10 protein-coding genes are annotated in these 15638 nt (G+C 59.0%); 8 read left to right on the forward strand and 2 right to left on the reverse strand.

What is annotated here, in order from left to right; all coding sequences use genetic code 11:
- Positions 1 to 153: 153 nt before the first annotated feature.
- The 3 genes from pabB to AB5Y95_RS05425 all read left to right on the forward strand — a co-directional run bounded on the left by pabB (position 154) and on the right by AB5Y95_RS05425 (position 3620).
- Complete coding sequence (gene pabB / locus AB5Y95_RS05415; protein WP_368159905.1) at positions 154 to 1488, forward strand: aminodeoxychorismate synthase component 1; 1335 nt, start codon at positions 154 to 156, stop codon at positions 1486 to 1488.
- A gap of 50 nt (positions 1489 to 1538) precedes the next feature.
- On the forward strand, positions 1539 to 2105 hold the full coding sequence (locus tag AB5Y95_RS05420) for a CoA pyrophosphatase (protein ID WP_368159848.1): 567 nt from the start codon (positions 1539 to 1541) through the stop codon (positions 2103 to 2105).
- A gap of 216 nt (positions 2106 to 2321) precedes the next feature.
- Positions 2322 to 3620, forward strand: a complete 1299-nt coding sequence (locus tag AB5Y95_RS05425; RefSeq protein ID WP_017782660.1) for a serine/threonine transporter — start codon at positions 2322 to 2324, stop codon at positions 3618 to 3620.
- Between the two features lie 442 nt (positions 3621 to 4062).
- Here the strand turns inward: AB5Y95_RS05425 and sstT are convergent, their stop codons facing one another.
- Positions 4063 to 5313 (reverse strand): serine/threonine transporter SstT, encoded by a 1251-nt coding sequence (sstT, locus tag AB5Y95_RS05430; RefSeq protein ID WP_324043528.1) that lies wholly within the window; start codon positions 5311 to 5313, stop codon positions 4063 to 4065.
- A 339-nt stretch (positions 5314 to 5652) separates the two neighbouring features.
- On the opposite strand from sstT, the gene AB5Y95_RS05435 reads away from it, so the two are divergent.
- The 4 genes from AB5Y95_RS05435 (at position 5653) to AB5Y95_RS05450 (ending at position 12893) form a co-directional block, all read left to right on the forward strand.
- Positions 5653 to 7581 carry an ATP-dependent DNA helicase RecQ gene (locus AB5Y95_RS05435; RefSeq protein ID WP_368159851.1) on the forward strand — a complete coding sequence of 643 codons (1929 nt, stop codon included), beginning with the start codon at positions 5653 to 5655 and terminating at the stop codon, positions 7579 to 7581.
- 566 nt (positions 7582 to 8147) lie between these two features.
- The gene (locus AB5Y95_RS05440) at positions 8148 to 10070 is read left to right on the forward strand and encodes a PrkA family serine protein kinase (RefSeq protein ID WP_005300364.1); all 1923 of its coding nucleotides are present in this window, start codon (positions 8148 to 8150) and stop codon (positions 10068 to 10070) included.
- 23 nt (positions 10071 to 10093) lie between these two features.
- Positions 10094 to 11365: a YeaH/YhbH family protein gene (locus AB5Y95_RS05445; RefSeq protein ID WP_010634123.1), complete on the forward strand. Its 1272-nt coding sequence runs from the start codon at positions 10094 to 10096 to the stop codon at positions 11363 to 11365.
- A gap of 10 nt (positions 11366 to 11375) precedes the next feature.
- Positions 11376 to 12893, forward strand: coding sequence for a SpoVR family protein (locus tag AB5Y95_RS05450; protein ID WP_005300359.1), 1518 nt, complete (start codon positions 11376 to 11378; stop codon positions 12891 to 12893).
- Between the two features lie 65 nt (positions 12894 to 12958).
- Here AB5Y95_RS05450 and fadR read toward each other — a convergent pair whose 3' ends face one another.
- Positions 12959 to 13672 (reverse strand): fatty acid metabolism transcriptional regulator FadR, encoded by a 714-nt coding sequence (gene fadR / locus AB5Y95_RS05455; RefSeq protein ID WP_005300356.1) that lies wholly within the window; start codon positions 13670 to 13672, stop codon positions 12959 to 12961.
- A gap of 333 nt (positions 13673 to 14005) precedes the next feature.
- Between fadR and nhaB the strand changes: the two genes are divergently transcribed.
- Entirely contained in the window at positions 14006 to 15586 is a 1581-nt protein-coding gene (gene nhaB / locus AB5Y95_RS05460) for a Na(+)/H(+) antiporter NhaB (RefSeq protein ID WP_005300353.1), read from the forward strand.
- The last annotated feature ends 52 nt before the right edge of the window (positions 15587 to 15638 follow it).

The raw sequence follows: 15638 nt of genomic DNA on the forward strand, positions 1-15638 counted from the left end.
TCTGCCCGATAAGACAACGGCGCGTTTTTTCTAAAAATTCCGGCGCCTATGATACGCTTGCCACCCCGTACCGGCTAGGGAGCAGGCTGCAAACTGTTGCCTGTGTAACAAAAAATGAAACCAACGCTGCATATCCACCATTTTGAACACCAGATGGCGCTCCATGCGCTGTTCGCCCGCCTTCACCACCTGCCCTGGGCCATGTTGCTGGGATCCGCCGGCCCGCTGGGTGCGGACAACCGCTTTGACATCATCACCGCCGATCCGCTGGCCACCCTGCAGACCGACGGGGCGCTGACCCGCATCGAGCAGGGAGAGCAACACGAGTCCAGTGAAGATGATCCGCTGACCTTGCTGGCCCGGTGCCAGCGCGACCTGCTGGGAGAGATCACCACTCAAGCGCCCCCCCTGCCCTTCATCGGCGGGGCGCTCGGCCTGTTTGGCTATGATCTGGGCCGCCGCTTCGAGCGTCTGCCGAACCTGGCCGCCCGCGACGTCACCATCCCTGACATGGCGGTCGGCATCTATGACTGGGCCCTGCTGCGGGAGGTGGCAACGGGCAAATGGCAGCTGGTGCACTGGGGCAACGAGGCCGGCCTTGCCCGCCGGCTGCAGTGGCTGGAGGCACAACACGAGCTTGCCGCAGACCCCTTCGCCCTTGCTGGCCCCTGGCGCAGCAACATGAGCCGCGCCGAATATGGCGACAAATTTGCCCGGGTGCAGGCCTATCTGGCGGCAGGGGATTGCTACCAGATCAACCTGACCCAGCGTTTCAGCGCCCCCTATCGGGGTGACGAGTGGCAAGCCTACCAGGCGTTGTCACGGGCCAACCGCGCTCCCTTCTCGGCCTTCCTGCGCTTGCCGCAAGGGGCCATCCTGAGCCTCTCGCCCGAGCGTTTCCTGCTGCTCGACCAGCGCCACATCGAGACCAAACCCATCAAGGGCACTCGTCCGCGGCTGGCCGACCCTGCGCTGGATCAGGCCAGTGCCCGCGAGCTGGCGGAGGCCGACAAGGACAGATCGGAAAATCTGATGATCGTGGATCTGCTGCGCAACGACATCGGTCGGGTGAGCCGGCCCGGTTCGGTCAGCGTGCCCAGCCTGTTTGCGGTGGAATCCTTCCCGGCGGTGCACCACCTGGTTTCCACCATTCACGGCGAACTGGATGCCCGCTGGCAGGGCGTGGATCTGCTGCGCGCCTGCTTCCCTGGTGGCTCCATCACAGGCGCCCCCAAGATCCGGGCCATGGAGATCATCGAGGAGCTGGAGCCCCAGCGGCGCAACGCCTACTGCGGCAGCATCGGCTACCTCAGCCAGCACGGCCGGATGGACACCAGCATCTGCATCCGCACCCTGATCGCCGCACAGGGCCAGCTCCACTGCTGGGCTGGCGGTGGCGTCATCGCCGACTCCGACGTGGACGACGAATATCAGGAAACCTATGACAAGGTGGCCCGCATCCTGCCGCTGCTGGACGCACTGCGTTGAAAACCTGACAAAATGATCTCAGCGACTTGAAGGAGTGAAGAAGAATCGAGATGGAACGAGCCGAACTGCTGACCCGCTTTTTGTTGCAACGCCCCGCCCCCGCCCACCGGCTGACGGTGGCCGGGCTCAAGCCCGCCGCCGTGCTGCTGCCGCTGGTTGAACGGGCCGACGGCCTGCAATTGCTGCTGACCCGGCGCAGTCCGCACCTGCGCCACCACGCGGGACAGATAAGCTTCCCCGGTGGCAGGCAGGATCCGGACGACCGGGATCTGATCCACACGGCGCTGCGGGAAACCCAGGAAGAGCTGGGCATAGTCCCGGCCCAGATAAAGGTGCTTGGCACCCTCGCGCCCCTCAACACCGTCTCGCAATATGACGTGCTGCCGGTGCTGGGACTGGTGGCGGCCGACTATCAGCTCACCCTGAGCCGGGACGAGGTCGACCAGGCCTTCGAGGTGCCGCTCAACCACCTGCTGGATCCGCGCCACCATATCGCCCTGACCATTCCCAGAGCCGATCACCTGCATACCATCTACTGGATCCCCTGGCAGGACCATTTTATCTGGGGCGCAACCGCCAGCATGATCCGCCAGCTGTCACGGCAACTCTCCAGATAACATATTGCCAACAAATGCCTGTGCAATATTCATGCGTTAACACTAAAATAACGTGGTGTTTTATAAAAAATAATTGATTAATTCTTCTTTCGATCACATTTCCATAAAAGAGTGCGGTTTTCAGTCCCATAAAGGTGAATTTGATCAACATTTTTGATTAAAAAACCCGTATCCTTGCGCCGATTCTATAAAAACCACAATTCAGGGGTGAGACACATGTCTAATACTGTCACCGGCGCACAGGATGTTGCGACCTCACAGGAGCAAGGAACCCGCTCAGTCCAATCGCGTGGTTGGACCAAACAAGACACTCGCTGGGTAATCAGCCTGTTCGGTACCGCCGTCGGCGCCGGCATCCTGTTCCTGCCCATCAACGCCGGCATGGGCGGCTTCTGGCCGCTGGTGGTCATGGCGCTGCTGGTCGGCCCCATGACCTATCTGGCACACCGCGGCCTCGCCCGCTTCGTGCTCTCGTCAAGCAAACCCAATGCAGACATCACGGAAGTGGTGGAAGAGCACTTCGGCGTGGGTGCCGGCAAATTAATCACCCTGCTCTACTTCTTCGCCATCTACCCCATCGTGCTGATCTACGGGGTGGGCATCACCAATACCGTGGAAAGCTTCATGGTCAACCAGCTGCAGATGACGGCGCCGCCGCGCTGGATCCTCTCCATCGTGCTGATCATGGGCATGATGTCGGTGATGCTGGCTGGCGAGAAGCTGATGCTCAAAGTGACCGAGTTCCTGGTCTACCCGCTCATCGCCATCCTGGTGGGGATCTCCTTCTACCTGATCCCGGACTGGACCGGTGCCGCCCTCTCCCAGGTACCGTCCGGCAAGGACTTTGCCATCACCCTGTGGCTGACCATCCCGGTGCTGGTGTTCTCCTTCAACCACAGCCCGGCGATCTCCAGCTTCTCCCTGGCCCAGCGCCGCGATCACGGCGAGCAGGCGGTCGAGAAGTCTGACGCCATCCTCAAGCGCACCGCGACCATCCTGCTCGGTTTCGTGATGTTCTTCGTCTTCTCCTGCGTGATGAGCCTGACCCCGGCACAGCTGGCCGAGGCCAAGTCCCAGAACATTGCCGTGCTCTCCTACCTGGCCAACCAGCACTCAAGCCCCATCATCTCCTACTTCGGTCCGCTGGTGGCGTTCGTGGCCATCGTCTCCTCCTTCTTCGGCCACTACCTGGGTGCCCGTGAAGGCCTGAAGGGGATGATCGTCCAGAACCTGCGCAAGTCCGGCAAGGAGCCGAACCACAAGAAGGTCGAGATCTTCATCATCGCCTTCTTCATCCTGACCCTGTGGGGCACAGCTGTGATCAACCCCTCCATCCTCGGCATGATCGAGTCGATGGGCGGCCCCATCATCGCCACCATCCTGTTCATCATGCCGATGTACGCCATCAAGCGCGTGCCGGCCATGGCGAAGTATCAGGGCCACATCAGCAACGTCTTCGTGGCCCTGATGGGGATGACCGCCATCTCCGCCATTCTCTACCAGCTGATCGGCTAACGCGGTCAGAGACCAGCAACAATGCCAGCCGGGTAACCGGCTGGCATTTTTTTATGGTGCAGGGCTGATTGCCTATCTTCACCAGGCAAAAAGAGAGGGTCCCTTGAGAGCGAGTTGGCTGGCAAGCCACAACAACCCGGCCATGCCTACCCACGTTTTCACTCTGACGACCTGCCCTGCTCAAGCTGGAATATCGAGCCACCGTCAAGCCGATCAACTCCTGCCCGCATCACCCGAGACGGCAAAGCCATCCCTCTTCCACGCTCGCACACCCCCTCCATCCCGACTCAGTGACGGCTGCCGGGTTTCAGGTCGTGAAGCCTTCTTCTCTGTTTGCCGGGAGGGTTGCCAGGAGTCACGACGGCTACCCACCCCCATCCGAACAGCAATAAAAAACGCCCTCGAATGAGGGCGTTGTCGTTGTGATAGGAAGATACGGCTATCAGGCTTCGCTGTTGGGCACCGGCGAGATGTCCAGCAGGGTCTCATCTTCGGCCATGCAGGCCGCTGCGGTGAACAGCACGTCGGTGGAACTGTTGAGGGCCGTCTCTGCGGAGTCCTGCAGCACGCCGATGATGAAGCCGACCGCCACCACCTGCATGGCGATGTCGTTGCTGATGCCAAACAGGCTGCATGCCAGCGGGATCAGCAGCAGGGAGCCGCCGGCCACACCGGAGGCGCCGCAGGCACTGACGGTCGCAACCACGGAGAGCAGAATGGCCGTCGCCGGATCCACGTCCATCCCCAGGGTGTGGACCGCCGCCATGGAGAGCACGGTAATGGTGATGGCCGCACCGGCCATGTTGATGGTGGCGCCCAGCGGGATGGAGACCGCATAAGTATCCTCCGGCAGACGCAATTTTTCGCACAGCGTCATGTTGACCGGGATGTTGGCGGCGGAGCTGCGGGTGAAGAAGGCGGTGACGCCGCTCTCTTTCAGGCAAGTCAGCACCAGCGGGTAGGGGTTGCGGCGGATCTTCCAGAATACGATGAGCGGGTTGACCACGAAGGCGATGAACAACATGCAGCCGATCAGCACCACCAGCAGTTGGGCATAGCCAAACAGGGCCTCAAAACCGGTTTCCGCCAGGGTGGAGGCTACCAGACCCAGAATGCCGAGCGGCGCGCAGCGGATCACCGCTTTCACAATGGTGGAGACGCCGTGGGACAGGTCGGTGATCACCGCCTTGGTCCCCTCGCTGGCGTGGCGCATGGCGATGCCAAGACCGATGGCCCAGGCCAGAATGCCGATGTAGTTGGCATCCAGCAGCGCCTTGATCGGGTTGGTCACCACGTTGAACAGCAGGGTCTGCAGCACCTCGGTGATGCCGCCGGGCGGGGTGATCTCGGCACTGTTCGCCACCAGGTGCAGGTTGGTGGGGAACAGGAAGCTTGCAACCACGGCCACCGCAGCCGCCAGGAACGTTCCCAGCAGATAGAGCAGCAGGATCGGCTTCATGTTGGTTTTTTGACCCTGCTTGTGGCCGATGATCGCCGCCATCACCAGTACGAAGACCAGCAGCGGCGCCACCGCCTTCAAGGCGCCGACGAACAGGCTGCCGAGCAGACCCGCCGCTTTGGCCCATTCCGGCATGAACATAGCAAGGAGGATACCGAAGACCAGACCGACCAGGATCTGGCTAACCAGGCTGGTGCTGTTGACCAGTCTTATGAGGGGGTGTTGTTGTGTCATCAAATAGTCCCTGAGCACCTAAGTGCGTGAATCATTAGTCCTGTTGGCAACCGCTACACCAGGCGACACCCATGTCACGGGCTGGCGTCGTCTGCCCCGGCAAGCCTTCTGTCGAGCCTGTCCGGAAACACACGGGGTTGCGGACAAGGAATATCCCATCTGCAGCCGCTTTTTTCCACAGAATCACTGAAAAATATCCGCTTTGCCTCACAAAAAATCTACAACACCGAGATAACACAATATCAACAACGCTCAAATGGATGCCATTTTCCCTCCCGATTGGCCGCCAGCCTCCACCCGGCGGTGGTATCATGACGGTTTTGCCGCGGAGCCTTTGCCATGATCTCATCCCTGTTGACCCGTCACTTTGGCTTCGATCGGTTGAGGCCAGGACAGGAAGAGGTGATCAGCCGGCTGCTGGCGGGCAAGAACGCCGCCGCCATCTTCCCCACCGGTTCAGGCAAATCCCTCTGCTATCAGTTGCCGGCACTGGCCCTGCCCCACCTGACCCTGGTGATCTCCCCCCTGATCGCACTGATGCACGATCAGCTCGCCTTTTTGCGCAGCAAGGGGATCGCCGCCGCCACCCTCGACTCCAGCCTGACAGCGGAGGAGAGCCGCCGGGTGATGCAGCAGGCCAACGACGGCCAGCTCAAGATCCTGATGATCTCGGTGGAGCGCCTCAAGAACGAGCGCTTTCGCCGCTTCATCCAGCAGGTGCCGCTGTCAATGCTGGTGGTGGACGAGGCCCACTGCATTTCGGAATGGGGCCACAACTTTCGCCCCGACTACCTCAAGCTGCCTGACTATCGCCGCGAACTGGCCATTCCCCAGGTGCTGCTGCTGACGGCCACCGCCACCCCGGCCGTGATGGCCGACATGCAGGCCAAATTCGACATCGAGGATGACGGGCTCATCGTCACCGGCTTTTATCGCGCCAACCTGGACCTGGCCGTCGTTCCCCTGCCCGCCGAGGCGCGCGATGGCTGGCTGCATGGGGAACTGGCGCGCAATCCCGCCGCCCCCACCATCATCTACGTCACCCTGCAGCACACTGCCGAAGCCTGTGCCGCCCAGCTGCAGCAGCGCGGGATCAGGGCCCGAGCCTATCATGCCGGGCTCGACGCCACCTTGCGCAGCCAGATCCAGCACGACTTCATGACCGGCAAGCTGGATTGCATCGTGGCCACCATCGCCTTTGGCATGGGCATCGACAAGGCCGATATTCGCCGGGTGATCCATTACGATCTGCCCAAGTCCATCGAAAACTACAGCCAGGAGATAGGCCGTGCCGGCCGCGACGGCCAGCCTTCCCGCTGCATCGTGCTGGCCAATCGCAGCCAGTTGCCGGTGCTGGAGAATTTCGTCTATGGCGACACTCCGGATCGCTCGGCCATCGTCGCGCTGCTCGAGATCCTGCTGCAAAGCGGCAGCGAGTGGGAATTCAGCCTGCTGCGTCTGTCCAATGAAACCAACATCCGCCAACTGCCTCTCAAGACCCTGCTGGTCTATCTGGAGATGGCGGGCATCATAGCCCCGGCCTACAGCTACTTTGCCGAGTACCGTTTCAAGTTCGTGCTGGAGAAAGCGGAGATCCTGGCCCGCTTCAACCCCGAACGACGCCTGTTCCTGGAGCAGCTGTTCGCCTGCGCCCCGCAGGCCCGCAGCTGGTGCACCATGGACTTCGAAGCACTCTGGCAAGGCTATCAGGGGGAGCGGCACCGCGCGGCGGCGGCCTTGGACTACCTGCAGCAGCAGGGCTGGATCGAACTGGAAAGCAAGCAGATGACCGAGGTTTACCGGGTGCTGCGCCAGGAGATTGACGTGGCAACCCAGGCCGATGAGCTGCACAACTTGTTTGAAAAGAAAGAACACAGCGAGCTGGCCCGTCTGCAGGCATTGCTGGGTTTCTTTACCTCAAGCAGTTGCCTGAGCCATGAACTGGCACGCTACTTTGCCGATCAGGCTGCGCCCACTCATTGCGGGCACTGCTCTGTCTGTCGGGGCGAGGTGGCAGAGCTCCCCCCCTTGCCCGGCCGGACACTGCCCAATGAACAGGGACTAAGAGCCTGGTGCGATCCCCTGGTGGCCCTGTGTCACACCCGGCATCCGCGCATCCTGACCCGCTTTCTGTGCGGCATCGCCACGCCGCTCACCACCCGGGTCAAGGCGAAAAGCCTGGCCGGATTTGGCCAGCTGGCATCCCACCCCTTCGCCGACGTCCTAGCGGCGGTTTCCCGCATTTATCCGCTCCACCACGATCACTAGCTCACCAGACAGCGTCGATTGCGCTGAAAAAATAAGACCCTCGCATTTGCGAGGGTCAAGCCAACGGAAACGTGCTTAAACAGAGCTTTGTATCGGCAACCAGCCACTCTCTTGCTAAAGCGCTGACTGCCCGACACAGGGCCAATCTAGAGCAGTCGCAATGTAGCGTCAATGTAAAAATTAGAGCTAAAACACCAAACAATTAACTTTACGTGCACGTAAACGTAATGCCATTTTTGCTGCGTGGCGCGCTCCCCCTTGCCCTGACTGCGCTTGCGGCAGCCGGCCAGGAACAATGCGGTGCAGTTTCCATTTTTTGACAAACATTTATTTTTTATGTCTTTGACATTTGCCTCACTATCATGGCAAAAATAATTTAACAGTCAGTAACATAGGTGTGTCACTGATTGCGCCTTCCCGCATCGGGTCGGGAAGTACCCTTGCAAATTTAAACCAATAGTTGGTGATGGATTACTGGGGGCTGTTGACTAGGCTTAATGAGGTAAACAGAACAAAAGTAGTGATCCACTCTTTTCAGGGTAAGCGACTATAACGAGGGCAAAGTTATGGGCATCTTCGAGCATTATCAACAGCGATATGAGAAAGCCAGGGAAGAGGAATACAGCATCCAGGAGTTCCTGGATATGTGTAAGCAGGACAAGTCCTGCTACGCCTCCGCCGCCGAACGTCTGCTGACCGCCATCGGTGAGCCTGAGATGGTCGACACCTCTGCCAATCCCAGACTCAGTCGTCTTTTTTCCAACCGCGTCGTGGCACGCTATCCCGCCTTCAAAGACTTCTACGGCATGGAAGAGGCCATCGAACAGATCGTCTCCTATCTCAAACACTCCGCCCAGGGGCTGGAAGAGAAGAAACAGATCCTCTATCTGCTGGGCCCGGTCGGCGGTGGTAAATCCTCGCTGGCAGAAAAACTCAAATCCCTGATGCAGAAGGTGCCTATCTATCGCATCAAGGGGTCACCGGTCAACGATCACCCCTTCTGCCTGTTCGACATCGAAGAAGATGGCGAGCTGCTGGAAAAAGAGTACGGCATCCCGCGCCGCTACCTGCGCCCTATCATGTCCCCCTGGGTCGCCAAGCGGCTGCACGAGTTTGGTGGCGACATCACCAAGTTCAAGGTGGAGAAGGTCAACCCCTCCATCCTCGACCAGATTGCCATCGCCAAGACCGAACCGGGCGATGACAACAACCAGGACATCTCCTCTCTGGTCGGCAAGGTGGACATCCGCATGCTGGAGCACTTCGCCCAGGATGACGCCGACGCTTACTCCTACTCAGGCGCACTGTGCAAGGCGAACCAGGGGATCATGGAGTTCGTCGAGATGTTCAAGGCCCCCATCAAGGTGCTGCACCCACTGCTGACCGCCACCCAGGAGGGCAACTACAACGGTACCGAGGGGCTATCCGCCCTCCCCTTCGACGGCATCCTGCTGGCTCACTCCAACGAATCCGAGTGGCAGCAGTTCCGCAACAACAAGAACAACGAGGCCTTCCTCGACCGGGTCTACATCGTCAAGGTGCCTTACTGCCTGCGGGTGTCGGAAGAGGTGAAGATCTACGAGAAGCTGCTGGTCAACAGTGAGCTGACCGATGCCAAGTGCGCCCCAGGGACCCTGGAGCTGCTGGGCCAGTTCTCCGTGCTGTCGCGCCTCAAAGAACCGGAAAACTCCAGCATCTACTCCAAGATGCGGGTCTATGATGGCGAGAGTCTCAAAGATACCGATCCCAAGGCGAAGAGTTATCAGGAGTACCGCGATTACGCCGGCGTCGACGAGGGGATGAATGGCTTATCCACCCGCTTTGCGTTCAAGATCCTCTCCCGCGTCTTCAACTTCGATCACGCGGAAGTGGCGGCCAACCCGGTACACCTCTTCTATGTGCTGGAGCAGCAGATCGAGCGCGAGCAGTTCCCGCAAGAGCTGCACGACCGCTACCTTGAATTCATCAAGGGCTATCTGACCCCGCGCTACGTGGAGTTCATCGGCAAGGAGATCCAGACCGCCTACCTCGAGTCCTACTCCGAGTACGGTCAGAACATCTTCGATCGTTATGTCACCTACGCCGATTTCTGGATCCAGGATCAGGAGTACCGTGACCCCGAGACCGGCCAGCTGTTTGACCGCGCCTCCCTCAACAGCGAGCTGGAGAAAATTGAAAAACCTGCCGGGATAAGCAATCCGAAGGATTTCCGCAACGAAATCGTCAACTTCGTGCTGCGTGCCCGCGCCAACAATGCAGGCCGTAACCCCAACTGGACCAGTTACGAGAAGCTGCGCACCGTGATCGAGAAGAAGATGTTCTCCAACACGGAAGAGCTGCTGCCGGTTATCTCCTTCAACAGCAAAACCTCGGCCGAGGAGCAGAAGAAGCACGATAACTTTGTCGAACGGATGATGGAGAAAGGCTACACCCGCAAACAGGTGCGTCTGCTCTCCGAGTGGTATCTCAGGGTACGCAAGTCATCCTGACCCTGACTGTTCAAGGGGGAGTTATGGCGCATTTTATCGACCGCAGGCTCAACGGCAAAAACAAAAGCGCTGTCAATCGGCAGCGCTTCATCCGCCGCTACAAGAAGCAGATCAAACAAGCGGTCTCTGATGCTGTCTCCAAGCGCAGCATTCAGGACGTGGATACCGGCGAGAGCATCAGCATCCCGACCAAGGACATCGGCGAACCCCATTTCCATCAGGGGCAAGGCGGTAAACGGGAGATGGTGCACCCCGGCAACGATCAATTCGTCTCCGGCGACAAGATTGACCGCCCCAAGGGAGGAGGTGGCGGTCAGGGCTCCGGCGAGGGGCAGGCTTCCAATCAGGGAGAGGGGGCGGACGACTTCGTCTTCCAGATCTCCAAGGATGAGTATCTGGACTTGCTGTTTGAAGATCTGGAACTGCCGAGGCTGCAAAAAACCCAGCTCAATCAGCTGATGGAAGTCAAAACCTACCGGGCGGGTTACACCTCCAACGGGGTACCCGCCAACATCAACGTGGTGCGTTCACTGCAAAACTCGCTGGCCCGCCGCATGGCGCTGCAAGCGGGCAAGAAACGCCAACTGCACGAACTGGAGGATCGTCTCGCCCTGTTGGCCGCCGATCCCACCGAACACTTTGCGGAGATGGCCCAGCTCGAAAAAGAGATCCGTGAGCTGAAGAGACGGATCGATGCGGTGCCCTTTATCGACACCTTCGATCTCAAGTTCAACAACTTCGTCAAACGGCCCGTGCCTTCCAGCCAGGCGGTGATGTTCTGCCTGATGGACGTGTCAGGCTCCATGGATCAGGCCACCAAGGAGATGGCCAAGCGTTTCTATATCCTGCTCTATCTGTTCCTGAGCCGGACCTACAAGAACGTCGAAGTGGTCTACATCCGTCACCACACCCAGGCCAAGGAAGTGGACGAGCACGAATTTTTCTACTCCCAGGAGACGGGCGGCACCATCGTCTCCAGTGCGCTCAAGATGATGAACGACATCATCAACGAACGTTACCCCGCCAACCAGTGGAACATCTACGCGGCACAAGCGTCAGATGGTGACAACTGGGCCGACGACTCGCCGCAGTGCCGGGAGATCCTGGTGCGGGACATCATGCCGCGGGTGCGGTACTACTCCTACATCGAGATCACCACCCGCGCTCACCAGACCCTATGGCACGAGTATGAATCGGTCGCCAGCCAGTTCCCCCACTTTGCGATGGAACATATTCGCAAGGTCGAGGATATCTATCCGGTATTCCGGGAGCTGTTCAAGAAGCAAGCGGCTTGAGGGAGGTCATATGGTAGAAACCGCAAGAAAAGTAGCGCCGCTGGACGATGGCCCGGACTGGAACTTCGACCTGCTGGACATTTACCATCAAGAAATAGCCCGGGTCGCCAAATTCTATCGACTGGACACCTACCCCAACCAGATAGAGGTGATCACGGCGGAGCAGATGATGGATGCCTACTCCAGCGTCGGCATGCCCATCGGTTATCAGCACTGGTCATTCGGCAAGCGCTTCATCCACACCGAGCGCAACTACAAGCGTGGCCAGATGGGGCTGGCCTACGAGATCGTCATCAACTCGGATCCCTGCATCGCCTATCTGATGGAGGAGAACACCATGCCGATGCAGGCCCTGGTGATGGCCCACGCCTGCTACGGCCACAACTCCTTCTTCAAGAACAACTACCTGTTCAAGGCCTGGACCGATGCCTCTTCCATCATCGACTATCTGCTGTTTGCCAAGAACTACATCACCGAATGTGAAGAGAAGCACGGCATCGACGCGGTGGAGAAATTGCTCGACTCCTGCCATGCGCTGATGAACTTCGGGGTGGATCGTTATAAGCGGCCTCAAAAGATCTCCATGGCCGAAGAGAAGCGACGCCAGAAGGCACGGGAAGACTATCTGCAAACCCAGGTCAACGAGCTGTGGCGCACCCTGCCCAAACAGCACAAGGCCTCCGGGGTGGAAGACCGGCGCTACCCTGCCGAGCCACAGGAGAACATTCTCTATTTCATCGAGAAGAATGCCCCCCTGCTGGAGCCCTGGCAGCGCGAGATAGTGCGCATTGTGCGCAAGATCAGCCAGTACTTCTACCCCCAGAAACAGACCCAGGTGATGAACGAAGGGTGGGCCACCTTCTGGCACTACACCATCCTCAACCACCTCTATGACGAGGGCAAGATAAGCGATCGCTTCATGATCGAGGTGCTGCACAGCCACACCAACGTGGTCTATCAGCCCCCCTACAACAGTCGCTACTACTCGGGGATCAACCCCTACGCCCTCGGCTTTGCCATGTTCACCGATCTGCGCCGCATCTGCGAGCACCCGACCGAGGAGGACAGATACTGGTTCCCCGACTACGCCGGCAGCAACTGGGTGGAGACGCTGCATTTCGCCATGCAGAACTTCAAGGACGAGAGCTTCATCAGCCAGTTTTTGAGTCCCAAGGTGATGCGCGACATGAAGCTGTTCGCCATCGATGACGATGATCTGAAGAACTACCTGAAGGTCTCGGCCATCCACAACGACGAAGGCTATCGTCAGGTGCGCAACACCCTGTCAGCCCAGTATAACCTGAGCAATCTGGAGCCCAACATCCAGGTCTACAACGTGGCGGTGAAGGGGGATCGCTCCCTCACTCTGCGCTATGTGCCACACAACCGGATCCCGCTGGGGGACTCCCGTCACGAGGTGCTCAAACATCTGCACCAGCTGTGGGGCTTCGACGTGATACTGGAGCAGGACAATGGCGAACTGCCTCCCGACATCATAGGGCGCTGTCCGGAGAAGAAGCCGGTCTGATCCCCTCACCTTGCAGCCATAAAAAAACGCGCCAATCGGCGCGTTTTTCTTGCATCAGAACAGGCTCAGTTGTCGCAGAGATTGCTCGGCATGTCCTGGCGCAAACGGGTCCAGAGTTTACCGGACTCGATGCCATATTGGCGCACCGTCATGAACACGGCCTCGTGATTCTTGGTCTCGGCCAGGTTAAGCAGGGTCTTGTAGTAGGCATCCGCGGTTTCACGCGCCTGCTTGTCGGAAAAGTAGTAGCGGCCAACCCGGCTGTACAGCCCTTTGAAACCGTTCAGGATCAAGGCGTAGATGGGGTTGCCGGAGGCGAACGACAGCTGATGGTGCAACCGGTAATCGAAGTCCGCATAGGCTTCGGCGCTGTTCTCCACCTCGGCGGCGCCGCGCAGGATCTCGGCGGCCTGCTCCGGGTTGTTGCGGATCGCGCCACGAATGAAGATGGTGCAGATGTTGGTGCGCGCCGACAGCAGCTGAGCCACCAGATCCGGTACCTTGTCCTGATCGAGGCGAGCCAGGGTCTCCAGAATGTTGAGTCCCGAGGTCTCCCAGAAGTTGTTCACCTTGGTCGGTTTACCATGCTGGATGGTGAGCCAGCCATCGCGGGCCAGACGCTGCAGCACTTCACGCAAGGTGGTTCGGGTCACGCCAATCAGCTCGGACAGCTCGCGCTCGGCCGGCAAGATGGATCCTGGAGGAAAGCGATTGTTCCAGATGGACTCGATGATGTATTCCTCGGCAAACCCTGCGGGGCTCTGCGCTTTTATGACCATGTAGTGACTCTGTTGTAGTACGTAAAAAAGGCTCACGAATAATAGCAAAGCAGGGAGGGCTGGCAAGCAGAAGGTCAGTCCTCTGCTCACATCAGCGGGGGATTTTGTTAAAAAAATGTATTTCAGCCGGCAATAGGTGCCAGCCAACCCCTGGATTGCCCATAAAACCACCATACTCATGGGCAAGGGCGACTATGTTATTTATAGTTAATGCTCTTTTTGATTAAAATCATGAGGAATCAATCTGATAAGGGACAACATCCGGATGTTCTGGTCGAGCCTGTCTTGACTGCATAGACGCAGATACCAACCACAAAACAGAGACCCATTATTATGCCAATCAGCTTAGGGCAAGCCTTTGCCAGGAACTTTCTGGGCAACGCCCCCCAGTGGTACAAGGCCGCTATTCTTCTATTCCTGCTGATCAACCCGATCGCCTTTTATCTCGATCCCTTCATGGCCGGCTGGCTGCTGGTCGTCGAGTTCATTTTCACCCTGGCCATGGCCCTCAAGTGTTATCCGCTGCAACCCGGCGGACTGCTGGCCATCGAGGCAGTGCTGATCGGCATGACCTCGGCACAGCAGGTCAAACACGAACTGGTCGCCAATATCGAAGTGCTGCTGCTGCTGGTGTTCATGGTGGCCGGCATCTACTTCATGAAGCAGCTGTTGCTCTACGTGTTCACCAAGCTGCTGATCCGGATCCGCTCCAAAACGATGCTATCCCTGGCGTTTTGTCTGGTCTCCGCCTTCCTGTCAGCCTTCCTCGATGCCCTCACCGTGATTGCCGTGGTGATCAGCGTCGCCACCGGCTTCTACGCCATCTATCACAAGGTCTCCTCCGGCAAGGAGTTTGGCCACTCCCACGATTACACCGATGATGGCACCGTCAACGAGCTCAATCGTCAGCACCTGGATGACTTCCGTGCCTTCCTGCGCAGCCTGATGATGCATGCTGCCATCGGTACTGCCCTCGGTGGCGTCTGCACCCTGGTGGGAGAGCCGCAGAACCTGATCATCGGTGAACAGGCCGGCTGGAACTTCGTCGAATTCGCCATTCGCATGTCTCCGGTCACGGTTCCGGTGTTTATCTGCGGTCTGCTGACCTGCGTCCTGGTCGAAAAGTGTCGCTGGTTTGGCTATGGCGCCAAATTGCCGGACGCAGTACGTCGCATCATGGAGGATTACAACCGTTATGAAGAGGCCGAGCGCACCGCTCAGGACAAGGCCAAGCTGATCGTGCAGGCGGTGATCGCCCTCTGGCTCATTCTGGGGCTTGCCCTGCACCTGGCGGCGGTGGGCCTCATCGGTCTGTCGGTCATCGTACTGGCCACCTCCCTCACCGGCATCACCGAAGAGCACTCCCTCGGCAAGGCATTCCAGGAGGCACTGCCCTTTACCGCCCTGCTGGCCGTCTTCTTCAGCGTGGTCGCCGTCATCATCGATCAGCAGCTGTTCAAGCCGGTTATCCAATGGGTACTGGCCGCCGAGCCGGACGCCCAGCTCGCGCTCTTCTATCTGGCCAACGGCCTGCTCTCCATGGTCAGTGACAACGTCTTCGTCGGCACCGTCTACATCAACGAGGTGAAGACCGCCCTGCTCAACAATGCCATCAGCCGCGAGCAGTTTGAGCTGCTGGCGGTGGCCATCAACACCGGCACCAATCTGCCGTCGGTGGCCACCCCCAACGGCCAGGCCGCCTTCCTGTTCATGCTGACGTCGGCACTGGCGCCACTGCTACGCCTCTCCTACGGCCGGATGGTGTGGATGGCGCTGCCCTATACCCTGGTGCTGGGTCTGGTGGGTTTCTTCTCGGTGGAGTTTCTGCTCGGCCCGCTCACCGACTGGTACTATCAGGCCGGCTGGCTGACGCTCGACAATGCCGCGCCTGCGGTACTGTCCGCACTCTACTGAGTGCCATGAGGGCCCGCCAGGGCCCTTTCTTTTTGGCCCCTGCTCTGCTCTA

Source organism: Aeromonas sp. R5-3 (assembly GCF_040908225.1).
In the GTDB taxonomy this organism is placed as follows: Bacteria; Pseudomonadota; Gammaproteobacteria; order Enterobacterales; family Aeromonadaceae; genus Aeromonas; species Aeromonas dhakensis.

Bases quoted from the DNA above. Each gene is read 5' to 3' on its own strand.
- AB5Y95_RS05420 (WP_368159848.1), top strand. From the start codon at position 1,539: ATGGAACGAGCCGAACTGCTGACCCGCTTTTTGTTGCAACGCCCCGCC.
- pabB (WP_368159905.1), top strand. From the start codon at position 154: ATGGCGCTCCATGCGCTGTTCGCCCGCCTTCACCACCTGCCCTGGGCC.
- fadR (WP_005300356.1), bottom strand. From the start codon at position 13,672: ATGGTCATAAAAGCGCAGAGCCCCGCAGGGTTTGCCGAGGAATACATC.
- sstT (WP_324043528.1), bottom strand. From the start codon at position 5,313: ATGACACAACAACACCCCCTCATAAGACTGGTCAACAGCACCAGCCTG.
- AB5Y95_RS05450 (WP_005300359.1), top strand. From the start codon at position 11,376: ATGGTAGAAACCGCAAGAAAAGTAGCGCCGCTGGACGATGGCCCGGAC.
- AB5Y95_RS05425 (WP_017782660.1), top strand. From the start codon at position 2,322: ATGTCTAATACTGTCACCGGCGCACAGGATGTTGCGACCTCACAGGAG.
- AB5Y95_RS05435 (WP_368159851.1), top strand. From the start codon at position 5,653: ATGATCTCATCCCTGTTGACCCGTCACTTTGGCTTCGATCGGTTGAGG.
- AB5Y95_RS05440 (WP_005300364.1), top strand. From the start codon at position 8,148: ATGGGCATCTTCGAGCATTATCAACAGCGATATGAGAAAGCCAGGGAA.
- nhaB (WP_005300353.1), top strand. From the start codon at position 14,006: ATGCCAATCAGCTTAGGGCAAGCCTTTGCCAGGAACTTTCTGGGCAAC.
- AB5Y95_RS05445 (WP_010634123.1), top strand. From the start codon at position 10,094: ATGGCGCATTTTATCGACCGCAGGCTCAACGGCAAAAACAAAAGCGCT.